14 protein-coding genes are annotated in these 12,288 nt (G+C 64.8%); 8 read left to right on the top strand and 6 right to left on the bottom strand.

Features of this window, described 5'->3' with window-relative positions; translation table 11 throughout:
- Window position 1: 1 nt before the first annotated feature.
- Window positions 2-448: a nucleoside deaminase gene (locus H6979_12685; protein ID MCP5140701.1), complete on the bottom strand. Its 447-nt coding sequence runs from the start codon at window positions 446-448 to the stop codon at window positions 2-4.
- Window positions 441-815 (bottom strand): 6-carboxytetrahydropterin synthase QueD, encoded by a 375-nt coding sequence (gene queD, locus H6979_12680; protein ID MCP5140700.1) that lies wholly within the window; start codon window positions 813-815, stop codon window positions 441-443. Before queD ends, H6979_12685 begins: the two co-directional genes overlap by 8 nt.
- Window positions 816-1,017: 202 nt before the next feature.
- On the opposite strand from queD, the gene npdG reads away from it, so the two are divergent.
- The 5 genes from npdG to cofH all read left to right on the top strand — a co-directional run bounded on the left by npdG (window position 1,018) and on the right by cofH (window position 6,490).
- Window positions 1,018-1,698 (top strand): NADPH-dependent F420 reductase, encoded by a 681-nt coding sequence (gene npdG / locus H6979_12675; protein ID MCP5140699.1) that lies wholly within the window; start codon window positions 1,018-1,020, stop codon window positions 1,696-1,698.
- A gap of 24 nt (window positions 1,699-1,722) precedes the next feature.
- Window positions 1,723-2,466 carry a coenzyme F420-0:L-glutamate ligase gene (gene cofE, locus H6979_12670; GenBank protein MCP5140698.1) on the top strand — a complete coding sequence of 248 codons (744 nt, stop codon included), beginning with the start codon at window positions 1,723-1,725 and terminating at the stop codon, window positions 2,464-2,466.
- Entirely contained in the window at window positions 2,463-3,425 is a 963-nt protein-coding gene (locus H6979_12665) for a 2-phospho-L-lactate transferase (GenBank protein MCP5140697.1), read from the top strand. The genes cofE and H6979_12665 overlap by 4 nt, the downstream gene beginning before the upstream one ends.
- A gap of 3 nt (window positions 3,426-3,428) precedes the next feature.
- Window positions 3,429-4,103 (top strand): 2-phospho-L-lactate guanylyltransferase, encoded by a 675-nt coding sequence (cofC, locus tag H6979_12660; GenBank protein ID MCP5140696.1) that lies wholly within the window; start codon window positions 3,429-3,431, stop codon window positions 4,101-4,103.
- A 71-nt stretch (window positions 4,104-4,174) separates the two neighbouring features.
- Window positions 4,175-6,490, top strand: a complete 2,316-nt coding sequence (cofH, locus tag H6979_12655) for a 5-amino-6-(D-ribitylamino)uracil--L-tyrosine 4-hydroxyphenyl transferase CofH (GenBank protein MCP5140695.1) — start codon at window positions 4,175-4,177, stop codon at window positions 6,488-6,490.
- A 26-nt stretch (window positions 6,491-6,516) separates the two neighbouring features.
- On the opposite strand, the gene H6979_12650 is transcribed toward cofH, so the two are convergent.
- From H6979_12650 to H6979_12640, 3 genes are all read right to left on the bottom strand, one after another.
- Window positions 6,517-7,431 carry a recombination-associated protein RdgC gene (locus tag H6979_12650; protein ID MCP5140694.1) on the bottom strand — a complete coding sequence of 305 codons (915 nt, stop codon included), beginning with the start codon at window positions 7,429-7,431 and terminating at the stop codon, window positions 6,517-6,519.
- 93 nt (window positions 7,432-7,524) lie between these two features.
- Window positions 7,525-8,196: a hypothetical protein gene (locus tag H6979_12645; protein MCP5140693.1), complete on the bottom strand. Its 672-nt coding sequence runs from the start codon at window positions 8,194-8,196 to the stop codon at window positions 7,525-7,527.
- 52 nt (window positions 8,197-8,248) lie between these two features.
- Window positions 8,249-8,446, bottom strand: a complete 198-nt coding sequence (locus tag H6979_12640; protein MCP5140692.1) for a SlyX family protein — start codon at window positions 8,444-8,446, stop codon at window positions 8,249-8,251.
- 285 nt (window positions 8,447-8,731) lie between these two features.
- On the opposite strand from H6979_12640, the gene H6979_12635 reads away from it, so the two are divergent.
- From H6979_12635 to H6979_12625, 3 genes are all read left to right on the top strand, one after another.
- Window positions 8,732-8,935 carry a cold-shock protein gene (locus H6979_12635; GenBank protein ID MCP5140691.1) on the top strand — a complete coding sequence of 68 codons (204 nt, stop codon included), beginning with the start codon at window positions 8,732-8,734 and terminating at the stop codon, window positions 8,933-8,935.
- A gap of 224 nt (window positions 8,936-9,159) precedes the next feature.
- Entirely contained in the window at window positions 9,160-10,752 is a 1,593-nt protein-coding gene (locus H6979_12630; GenBank protein ID MCP5140690.1) for an AAA family ATPase, read from the top strand.
- 147 nt (window positions 10,753-10,899) lie between these two features.
- On the top strand, window positions 10,900-11,463 hold the full coding sequence (locus H6979_12625) for a hypothetical protein (GenBank protein MCP5140689.1): 564 nt from the start codon (window positions 10,900-10,902) through the stop codon (window positions 11,461-11,463).
- Here the strand turns inward: H6979_12625 and H6979_12620 are convergent.
- A complete protein-coding gene (locus H6979_12620; GenBank protein ID MCP5140688.1) occupies window positions 11,460-12,158 on the bottom strand; it encodes a hypothetical protein in 699 nt (232 codons plus the stop codon). The genes H6979_12625 and H6979_12620 overlap by 4 nt on opposite strands.
- Window positions 12,159-12,288 lie beyond the last annotated feature (130 nt).

Here is a 12,288-nt window from a genome sequence, read left to right as displayed (position 1 = left end):
GCTACACCCGCACCTGCCGCTGTGCTGCCCACTCGGCCAGCATGGCGCGCGCTTCATCACCGAGCACACCGCCGTGCAACCGGATCGACAGAGGTACCGGCGCACCCAGTTCGTGGCCGGTGACCGCCTGCATGTCCTGCAAACTGGCAGCAAAAAACACCTGGTCAATCCCGGCGTAGTGACAGGCGGCAAGACACATGGCACAGGGTTCAACGCTGACATACAACTCGCAGCCGGCAAGCGCCGCGCTGCGCAGACTGCGGCACGCGGCACGGATGGCGAGAATCTCGGCATGCGCGCTTGCGTCGGGACCACCGGCCACGGCGCTGTGCGCGCTGGCAATCACCCGCCCGTCCTGCGCGATGCAGGCACCGACCGGCGCTTCACCGGCAAGCAGCCCGCGACGCGCCAGCGCGAGCGCCGCGCGCATCAGCGTCTCGTCAGCCACCGGCCTCGCAGTCCTCACCCCGATAGATCGCACCGCTCGTACAGGTCTCATGCACGATGACCTTCGACAACAGGGGCAGTACCGGTTTCAGTTGCTGCCAGATCCAGCGTGCGACCACCTCGCTGGTCGGATTCTCAAGACCCGGCACATCGTTCAGATAATGATGGTCGAGGATGTCGTAGACGGGCGAAAACTTCTGCTTGATTTCACCGAAGTCCATCACCCAGCCGGCATGCGGATCGACCGGCCCCTCGACATAGATCGCCCCGCGCCACGAATGGCCGTGCAGCCGGCTGCACTTGTGGCCGGCAGGCACGTTGGGCAGGCGGTGCGCCGCCTCGAAGATAAACTCCTTGAAGATCTCCATAGCTCTCTTTATTTGTAGTCGCGGCCGGTTTGCCCGCGGATGTTCGGTTTCAGTTATACGCAGCGAGCCTGGGACCGGTGGCCGGGCAGCCTGAGGGCGCCATTTTGCCCTGCCAGCCGCGACCATGCCAGCCGCCATTTGTGCCCTCTGCAGCGGCTCGGTACCATGCCTGCCCCCGGGTTGCAGCAACGAGTTCAAGTCAATGGTCAATGACAGCCGCTTCGGCGTAATCACCATCGTGGGCGGCACCGGCGCGCTGGGCGGCGGGCTGGCCCGTCGCTGGGCCCAGGCCGGCATTCCGGTGATCATCGGTTCGCGGGATGCGGTCAAGGCCGAAGCGGCGGCTGGCGAGCTGCGCAAGGCCTTTCCCGGTGCCAATGTCCGCGGCCTGTCCAATCTCGAAGCTGCCCGCGAGGGCAACGTGGTTGTCCTCACCGTACCTTTCAGCCACCAGCGACCGACGCTGGGAGAAATCCGCGCTGCGCTGCCGGGCAAGATACTCGTCGATACCACGGTACCGCTGGTTCCACCCCGGGTCGCCCGCGTGCAGCTGCCGCCTGAAGGCTGCGCCGCGCTCATCGCCCAGCAACTGGTCGGCGAACAAACGACTGTCGTCGCAGCCTTTCATAATGTCTCGGCTGACTCGATGCAGAGCGATGACGCTCTTGATTGCGACGTGCTGGTCACCGGCAACAAGGCGGAGGCCCGCGAAGTCGTGGTGGGCCTCGCCAGGGCTGCCGGGCTGCGCGCCTGGCATGCGGGTTCACTGGAGAATGCGGCGGCGGCCGAAGCGCTCACGTCGGTGCTGATCTTCATGAACAAGCGCTATGGCGGACTGCATACGGGCATACGCATTACCGGCATCGCTGACGACGCCAGCTGAGCGTCCGTGAACGGGCTCAGCTTCATGCGCATTCCGGGCGTACCGCTGGTACAGCCCGGTGACGATCTGGCCGCGCTGATCAGTGCCGCACTGCGCGCAGGCGGCGTAAAGCCGCTGGCCGGCGACCTCATCGCCGTCGCACAGAAGATCGTGTCCAAGGCCGAGGGCCGCAGCGTGCGGCTCGATACGGTAAGGCCTTCGGCCGAAGCGGAGGACATCGCCTCACGCGCCAACAAGGATCCGCGCGTCGTCGAGCTGATCCTGCGCGAATCGCGCTCGGTGATCCGCGTCTCGCCCGGGGTGATCATCGTCGAACACCGCACCGGCGTCGTGCTGGCCAACGCCGGCATCGACCGGTCCAACCTCGAAGACAGCGACGAGACCGCGCTGTTGCTGCCCGAAGATCCCGACGCTTCGGCGGCAGGTCTGCGCGCAGCACTGCAGAAGGAATTCGGCGTCGCGCTCGGACTGATCATCACCGACAGCATCGGCCGCGCCTGGCGGCTCGGCACCGTGGGTATCGCGATCGGCTGCGCCGGCATCAAGGCGCTCAACGATCTGCGCGGCCAGCCCGACATGTTCGGCAGAACGCTGCAGGTGAGCGAAGTGGCAGTGGCCGACAGCATCGCGGCGACGGCCGTGCTGGTGATGGGCGAAGCGGCCGAAGGCACACCGCTGGTTCTGGTCCGCGGCGCGGGAGCCTGTACCGAATCGGGACAAACCGCGCGCGACGCACTGCGGCCTGCCGACGAAGACCTGTTCCGGTGAGCGCAAAGTCCCGTTATGTACTGCTTGCCGGCGGCGTCGGCGGTGCCAAGCTGGCACTTGGACTGGTGCGCACGCTCGATGCGGATCAGCTGACCATCATCGCCAACACCGGCGACGACTTCAGCCATCTCGGTCTCGCGATTTCGCCGGATCTGGACACGCTGATGTACACGCTAGCCGGTGTCGTCAACGAGACCACCGGCTGGGGCCTCCGCGATGAAAGCTGGTCGTGCATGGAAGGACTCGAGGCGCTCGGCGCGGAGACCTGGTTCCGGCTCGGCGACCGCGACCTCGCCACGCACCTGGAACGCACGCGGCTGCTGGCTGCCGGCCGGAGCCTGAGCGATGTCACACAACACCTGTGTGCGCAGCTCGGCGTCAGAACCCGGATCCTGCCGATGTCCGACCTGCCGGTGCGCACCGTGCTCGACTGCGAAACCAACGCCGGCCCCGCCACCCTTGGCTTCCAGGACTACTTCGTGCGCCAGCGTGCCGAACCACGCGTGAAAGCGATTCATTATCAGGGTGCCAGCGCGGCCCCGCCCGCTGCCGCGCTCGCCGCAACGCTGACAGATCCCGATCTTGCAGCGATCTTCATCGCCCCCTCAAACCCCTGGCTCAGCATCGACCCGATACTCGCCATTCCGTCAATCCGCGCCGCGGTACGCTCGGCACACGCGCCGGTCGTCGCCGTGTCACCGATCGTCGGTGGCCAGGCACTGAAGGGGCCGACCGCGAAGATCATGACGGAACTCGGCCTCCGGCCCTCGGCGCAGGCGGTGGCGCATCACTATCGCGACCTGCTCGGCGGCTTCATCCTCGACCAGACCGACGCCGGCGAAGCAGCAGCGATCATCGATGCCGGCATCGCGGTGGCCGCGACACAGACCGTCATGCACACGCTGGACGACCGGCTGAAACTTGCCAGCTTCGCGCTCGGCTTTGCGGCCACACTCTGAATCATGACGGGCGCCTGGGCACTGGTACCGGTCAAGCCTTTCGCCCGTGCCAAGACGCGGCTTGATGGCTTGCTCACCCGCGAGGAATGCGCAAAGCTTGCCGCGCAGATGCTGCTCGATGTGCTGCGCGCCCTCGGTGCCACACCCCTGATCAGCGGCATCAGCCTGCTCGGCAACGAGCCGCAGCTCGCTGCGCTCAGCGCGGGCAGTGGCGCACAGCTGCTGCCCGAACCGCCCGGCGATGACTACCGGAAGGCACTCGGCGATGCTGCTGCCGGACTGGCCGCAAAGGGCGTGCGTCATCTGCTGGTGCTGCCCGCCGACCTGCCCACGCTCTCTGCCGCTGATGTCACCCGGCTGCTGGAAAGTCACACGGAAGGCATCAGCCTGTGCCCCGCCGCCCGGGACGGCGGCACCAATGCGCTGTTGCTCAGTCCGCCAACGGCCATTCCCTTTCTGTATGGACCCGATAGCGCAAAGCGGCATCTGGAAGCCGCCCGCGCCAGGGGGATACCGGCACGGCATACTGAACTGGCCGGATTTGCACGTGACATCGACACGCCGGATGATGTTCACTGGCTGCTGGAACAGCGCATTGCCTGTGCCACGCTGGCCTGGCTGAAGTCCAGCGGCATCCGCGACCGCCTCAGACGACAACAAAGGGCGACAGATTCTTGAAAACACCGGCCGCTGCGCATCCCGAACTGCCGGAGCTGCTGAAGCTCGGCGAGTCACCGCTGCCTGAACTGATGGCGTCAGCAGCTGCGCTGCGCGATGCGGGGCACGGCGATATCGTCACCTGCTCGCGGAAGGTCTTCATCCCGCTGACAGAACTGTGCCGCGATGTCTGTCACTACTGCACCTACGCCAAAACGCCGCGGCGACTGACGAACGTCTACCTGACAGCGGAAGAGGTACTTGCCATCGCCCGTGCCGGACAGGCCGCGGGCTGTCATGAAGCGCTCTTCACGCTCGGCGACAAACCGGAACTGCGTTATCGCGCAGCCCGCGAGGCCCTCGCCACGCTGGGGTTTGCGTCCACGCTCGACTATCTGCGGGCGATGGCGGAACTGGTACGCCGGGAAACCGGGCTGCTGCCGCACCTGAATGCCGGCGTAATGTCATACGAGGAATTCCGCAGCCTGCGCGAAGTGGCTCCGTCGATGGGCATCATGCTGGAATCGGCGGCATCGCGCCTCACGCAGCGTGGCGGACCGCACTTCGGCTCTCCGGACAAGGCGCCCACCGTCCGGCTGCTGTCGATACGCGCTGCGGGCCAGGCTCGCGTACCGCTCACCTCTGGCCTGCTGATCGGCATCGGTGAAACACGCGAGGAGCGCCTGCTGAGCCTGCTCGCACTGCGCGACCTGCATGCCGAGCACGGTCATCTGCAGGAACTGATCCTGCAGAACTTCGTGCCGAAGCCGGGCACGAAGATGGCAAAGGCGCCGGCACCGCCCGTTGAGGAACTGCTGTGGACCATCGCCATGGCACGGCATGTCTTCGGTGCTGCAATGAGCCTGCAGACACCACCCAACCTCAACGCTGGCCGGCTCGCTGCGATCATCGCGGCCGGCTGCAACGACTGGGGTGGCGTTTCGCCGGTCACGCCGGATCACGTGAACCCTGAATCCCCCTGGCCACATCTGGACAGCCTTGCGGAGCAGACCCGTGCGACCGGCAAGACGCTCGTGCCGCGGCTCACGATCTATCCGCACTACATTGAACAGCGCAAGGAGTGGCTGCACCCGGGACTTGTCGCCAGCGTCCTGAAACACGCCGATGCAAGCGGCCTCGCCCGTACCGATGACTGGTCACCCGGCGCGGGACTGGCGCCACCGCCAGTTGCTGCATCGGGTACCACCCTCCGGCGACCGGACTCGCCGGCAGTGCAGCTGATGGAGCGCGCACGCCAGGGCGAGCGCCTCAGCGAAGACGAGGTCACGCATCTGTTTTCACTGCGCGGGTCCGACTGCGAGCATCTGCTGCAGCTCGCCGACGAGGCCCGCGCGGAAAGCTGCGGCGACACGATCAGCTACGTGGTCAACCGCAACATCAACTACACCAACCTCTGTACCTACAAGTGCAGCTTCTGCGCCTTCTCCAAGGGCAAGACCCACGAAGACCTGCGCGGCGCACCCTATGTACTCGACATGAGCGAGGTCGCGCGACGCACTGAAGAAGCCTGGCAACGCGGTGCAACGGAAGTATGCCTGCAGGGTGGCATCCATCCGGCCTTCACCGGGCAGACCTACCTCGACGTGCTGCATGCCGTAAAGGAGGCCGCACCAGACATACACGTGCATGCTTTCTCGCCGCTCGAAGTCACGCAGGGTGCCAAGACGCTGGGGATTCCGCTCGACACCTTTTTACGGCAGCTCAAGGCGGCCGGCCTCGGCACGCTGCCCGGCACGGCCGCCGAGATTCTAGACGACGAGGTGCGACGCTATATCTGCCCGGACAAGGTGAATACCGCCGCCTGGTTTGGTGTGATGCGCACAGCGCACGCACTCGGCCTGCGCACGACTTCCACGATCATGTTCGGCCACCTCGAAACGACACGACACTGGGCGCGACACCTGCTCGGCCTGCGCGACCTGCAGGTCGAAACCGGTGGTTTCACCGAATTCGTGCCGCTGCCCTTCGTGCATATGGAAGCGCCGGTTTACCGTCGCGGCCTGGCGCGCCCCGGCCCGACCTGGCGTGAAACCATGCTGATGCATGGCATCGCCCGGCTCGTGCTCGGTCCGGTGCTGCACAACATCCAGGTGAGCTGGGCAAAACTCGGCGAAGAAGGTGCGGCGCGCATCCTCAACGCCGGTGCCAACGACCTGGGCGGCACACTGATGAACGAAAGCATCTCTCGTGCAGCAGGTGCAGCCTTCGGGCAGGAATTGTCACCGGAGCGCATGGATGCGCTGATCGAAAGCATCGGCCGTCGCCCGGTACAGCGCACGACACTGTATGGCACACCGCCGGCCGAACGCATCGCGCAGTCGTATCAGGCTACACCGCTTGAAGCGCTGCAGTTCCGCAGCGCAAAGGAATATCGCGCCGGTCACTGACAAAATAGCGGTCAGACGCGGATTTTTCAGGCGGCCTGACGGACCGGTGCGGTTTCTTCGCCACCGAGTCCGGCCAGCAACTCTTCCAGCAGCTGCGACAGCTCACCGGTCATCAGGGCAAAGTCGATATCGAATTGTTCCTGCGGATTCTCGCCCTGCGCGTTGTCATCCTTGTAGACGTCCAGGAACCGGACACGCTTGATGTACAGGTTCTGCTGCAGCATGAAAGCGATGCGTTCGTTCCACACCAGTCCGAGCCGGGTCGGCGTCTTGCCGGCGCCGAGATGGCCGCGGATCTCGGCACTGTCGAGCGGATGATTCACGTAACGGATGGTTGCGCCGCCACCATCGACAGCCTGCAACTCCAGATCCTGGTCGATGCTGAAGCGTCCCGGCACCCGCCCCTGCGTCAGCCAGGTGGCCATCGCGCCGGCCGGTGAGTTCAGGCTGGCGACCGGCTGTACGGCGAAGCTGCCGAGCGTCTCGCGCAGCGTTTCCACCAGCTCCTCGGCGCGTGGCGCGCTGCTGGTATTCACCGCCAGCCAGCGCTGCGGCAGGTTGAGCCAGGCATGCGTCGTGCGACGACTGGTGAGCGCCCGCGAGCGCAACTCGTCTGTAACCCGGGCCTTGAGTTCGCGCATCTGGCGACGACCCACGGGATAGCCCTGTTGTGCGGCAAGCTCCACTGCCCGTTCTTTGGCCTGCTGGTTGATGACCGAGGCTGGCAGCAACTTGCGGTCGACACCGAGCGCGAGCAGATGATGCCTGCCCTGCGTATGGAGCAGCCGCTCTTCGTAGCCTGTGGCCACGAAGCCGCGGGTCTGCATGTCGAAACCACTGCAGGGCTGCAGCGGCCGGCGCCCAAGGGCTTCTTCGAGTTCTGCGGCCGGCACGGACCAGTTTTCAGGCAGGCGGTAGAGAATCAGGTTCTTGAACAACACGGGTCACGGATCCACAGCTTGGGGCGGGCGAGTATAGCGGCCTCGGCAGCGGCTTGCGGTCCCACAGACTCTCTGGAGCGCCTGAAGGCGCGCCTACGGGTTCCTGCTCCACAAGCGCTCGGCAAACTGAGCGGCGTCGCGCTGCGCATCCCCGTCATCGACAAGCTGCTTCTGCTCGCCGGCATCAGCCGGCGGAACAAAGCGCGCAACTTCGTCCGTGATGAATTCCCAGCACCAGTCAGCGAGGACACCGTCATACGGTCGCCCCCAGGCAGCACTGACCGAGTCCGTGTCGGCATCGACCACAAACAGGCGCACATCGCGTCGACGCATATTCCAGTCGGTGCGCAGCTTCTCTGCCAGTGCAGCCGGTCCAAAAACCAGCAGCCACCATTGCGCAGGGAACTGGTCACCGCGACGGCGCTTTACAACGCGACCGAGGATCCAGCATTCGATGATCTGCGGCTGCCCGGCATTCATCTGCTGCAGATAACGCTGCATATCCGGCTCAAGCCGGAAGCGCGGCACGCCGCCCGTCCACGAATCGCCGGCACTGCGCATCAGGTGGGTGGGCGCGAGGCCCGTCACGGCGACGTACGCGAACAACCCGCCCATGCAGACATCGAAGATGACCTGTGCACCGCTCATCAGCAGGGCCGGCAAATCGGCGACACCGTGCGCGCGGGCACTGCTGACCAGCGATACCGCCGCAAACAGGGCCGCCAAAGCCAGCAGACCAGCCAGAACCCGCAGCCAGACCGGCACGACATACAGGCGGGTCGTGGCCCGTTCCTTTGGCGGCGCAATGAACTCCGGATCAGTAATGGGGAGGGATCTCCGCCTCAGCTGCCGGCTCGCCGACCCGGCTCTCGATCAGCTCGAGTTGCTGCTTGAGTTGCTGGTTGCGCAGCACCGCCTCGTCCAGCCGCTGCGACTGCTGGTAAAGCACGTCACTCAATTCCTGTATCGCCCGCTCCAGATACGCACACTTGAATTCCAGCGCCTCAAGGCGCAGCCCATCATTCACAGCTCTGCTCCCTGCCTGCCAACCGGGACCCCAAACGGGGACCGGATCCGGATTGTCACACAGCAGAATCGACCGGAGTATTGACCCGCCCTGTGAGATCGCATACCGTGACTCACGCAAATGGCGTTTTTGGCCAGCCTTCGACTAAATATCCCGTCCGGGATTTCAAGACGAGTGCTTCCCTCAAACTCCATAATTGTTAAAGGTCACGCGGGGTCGGCGTTATTCCCAAGTGTCCTGTTTTTTTTAACGCCATAAGGAATACTTACGTTAATGGCTACCGGAACTGTCAAGTGGTTTAACGCCCAAAAGGGCTTCGGGTTCATCCAGCCGTCCGACGGCTCGAAGGACGTGTTCGTTCATGTGACTGCAGTGCAGGCCGCCGGCATGGCGACCCTGAACGAAGGTCAGAGCATCTCTTTCGACATCACCAACGAGCGTGGCAAGCCAGCAGCTGCCAACCTGCGGGCGTCCTGATATAACCGGTTCTGCGCTCTGACGGGCCTCTGCTGAGGCAACTGTCGGCTGCGACCTGAACAGGCATCATCGGATGCAATAGTGCCCCGGCCAGTCCGGGGCATTTTTTTGCCTGACGTTTCTGCGCAGTGCACGGCGTAGACTGGCCGGTGCGGCCCCAGGGCAATCTGCCGAGGCGGCCATGACCGGACGACCGGAACCGAAGACACAGCCGGGAGCAGATCTTGGACCAGACCGGTGTCAGCCCGCGCCATCAGGCAGGCGAAACAGCAGCGTCCTCAGCACTTGTCGCCGGCTTGCTGAAGCCCGGGGCCTGCGGCCACCCCGTCGGCTCCCTCGAACTGATCGAAACCCATATCTCATGGGTCATCCTCACCGGCACCTACGCTTACAAGATCAAGAAGCCCGTCGATCTCGGCTTCCTGGATTTCTCCACACTGGCCAAACGGCATCACTACTGCACAGAGGAAGTCCGTCTCAACCGGCGCCTCGCGCCGGCGTTCTATCTCGGCGTGATACCAGTGACGGGAAGCCCCGACGCACCGCACCTCGGCGGTGACGGTGCCGCGATCGAGTACGCGGTACAGATGCGGCAGTTCCCGCCGTCGGCGCAACTCGACCGGCTGCTCGACCACGGGGAACTCAAAGGCCATCACCTGGATGCCTTCGCGAGGCTCATCGCTGATTTCCACCAGCGGGTGTCCATTGCCGGGGCCAGCGTGAAGTACGGCGGGCCGGAGCAGATCATCGCACCCGCGATGGAGAACTTCCCCGAATTGCGCCGAGGACTGCCGGATGCAATTTCAGCGCAAGGCATCGCCGAACTGGAGCAGTGGACCATCAGGACATTCGCGCGATTGCGGGAAATTTTCCAGCAGCGCAAGCGCGATGGCTTCGTGCGCGAATGCCATGGCGACCTGCACCTGCGCAACCTGGCCTGGGTCAACGACGGCCCGCTGGTGTTCGACTGCCTCGAATTCAACCCGGACCTGCGCTGGATTGACGTACTGAACGAAGTGGCCTTTCTCGTGATGGACCTTGAGGCGCGTCAGCAGCCGGCGCTCGCCGCGCGTTTTCTCAACCTGTACCTCGAACGCACGGGCGACTACGCCGGGCTGGCCGTCCTGCCCTTTTACCTGGTGTACCGGGCGCTGGTCCGGGCGAAGGTTGATGGCATCCGGGCGCGTCAGGCCGGCATCGATGATCACGAGAAGACCCTGGCCGAGGCGGAAGCCCGCCGCTATCTGGCACTGGCGCAATGCTACGCGCGGTCCGGACGCCCCCGGCTGATCCTGACTCGCGGCGTTTCCGCATCCGGCAAGACAACGCTGTCCGGCGTTCTGGTCGAGAAGCATGGCGCCATCCGCATTCGCTCCGACGTCGAGCGCAAGCGGCTGGCCGGCGTGCCGCCCGAGGCCGACGCACGCGCGGCGGTGGGCCAGGGCATCTACGACTCCGCGGGAAGTCGCCGGACCTATGCGAGGTTGCTGGACCTGGCGGGCCAGGTGCTCGACGCCGGTTTTTTGGTCATCGTCGATGCGGCCTTTCTCGATGTCTCGCAGCGGGCGCCGTTCCGGGCGATGGCCGCGGCGCGCAATATCAGTTGCACAATCATCGAGGCTACCGCGCCGCCTGCCCTGCTGCGCGAGCGCATCGTGAGTCGGGCGCGGGGCGCGTCCGATGCGGACCTTGCCGTCCTCGAACACCAGCTCGACACCTGGGAACCGCTGACCGCGGACGAGAACGCACACGCGGTGCAGGTGGACACCTCGCTGCCGCTTGACCCGGACGCGCTGGTGGATCTGGTCACCCGATAGAAGCGTTCTGTAAAACAGCTTTCATAAACGGTTCCGGAAAATCATCCGGGCGGGTGACGACGGGCGCAGACGGTTTCAGGAAGATCATCCTCAATGCCATACAACGATAGCTGCGGTGCACAACACCGCGCCTGGGGGAGAAGACCAATGACGACCGGTTCCATTCTGACTGCGCGGATTTCTGCAGCCGCGCTCACGCTTTGCCTCGCGCTGCCGGCCTCGGCCATGACGGTGGTCTATAGCTGGACGCCGAGTGGCGGTTCAGGCGGCAGCGGAAGCATGACCTTCTCGAGCCCGGGTATCACGGATGCCAGCAACTTCAGCGCCATCCCCGTAAGTGCACTGACAGCGCTCACCTACAGCTGGAACAACGGTGCGACCATCAACCTCGGCTCCGTACTGACCAACAATGCGCCGAGCTGGACCGCCTGTGCCGGTACGCTGATCACCGGCTTCCAGATCACCGCGAATTCGGTGCCGTCCACGTCAGGCACGTTCAGCCTGGCGAATTCCGCCGGCAGCTGTTACCCGGGGCCGGTTGTCGTGGCTGGTCCAGGCTCGAATGGAACCAACTCGGTTCTCTATGGTGTCGAAAGCAACTTCGGCAACTGGACCTATTCGCACACCGTGGTTCCCGTGCCGGCAGCCGCCTGGCTGTTTGGTTCAGGGATGGTGGGCTTGCTGGGTCTGCGGCGACGGATCGCAAGTTAATCAGCCTGGACCTGGAGGCTCGGGAGCCCCGCCATGTGCGGGGCTTCTTTTTGGCCGACCTGCAAGCCATCGGCCTGCGGCACACCGGGCTTCATAACCCCCAGCAGCGCCGCAGCCAGCAGGCCCACCCAGACTGTCGCCGGATACAGGCGGCTGCGCGGTACGCCGGTGCGCAGCAGCTGCCAGCACAGCAGGACTGCGGCAAACAGCAGCAGTTTGGCACCGACATAGGGTGCGACATCGAGGCGCCCGCTCAGCGTCGACCAGATCACCGACAGCGGTACCGCCGCGATCACTACCCAGCGGAGTGCTGTTTCCAGACGCACTGCCGTCGTCCCGAAGGCCGTGCCGTCGCGGAAAAACCCGACGAGTGTGAGCAGCAGCCAGACAGGTCCCAGCAGTACGATGCCGGCCATCTGCCACCACGGGTGCTCCATGCCGATGTAATGCGAGAGCAGGCCGCCGACCGTCAGCATCAGGCTCATCGAGGCGCGCGAGATCATCTCCACCCGCACCATCATCTGCCGCGACACCGCCTGCATTTCCGGTGGTGTGCCAGCGTCTACTGCCTTGCGGCTCCAGATCCAGGTGGCCACATCGGGGCCCAGCCAGAAAACGAACAGGAAGATGTGCAGGAAGTGCAGCAATTCCCGTGTGGTCACGCCGTCCTGTGCACCGGCTACGGGTGCTGCCATCGCCAGTCCCGCGCAGAAACATCCGGCCAGGATGAGCAACAAGCGTTGAACCCGCCGCATATGAATCCCCTCTCCACGCCCCTTGTGACATCGAGCGTAGCAGATCGAGGCCTGATGCCGATGGCTTCAG

The sequence above is a fragment of the Chromatiales bacterium genome (genome assembly GCA_024234935.1).
In the GTDB taxonomy this organism is placed as follows: domain Bacteria; phylum Pseudomonadota; class Gammaproteobacteria; order Steroidobacterales.
Note: the sequence above shows the minus strand (reverse complement) of the source record. Positions and strands in the feature narration are given on the sequence as shown.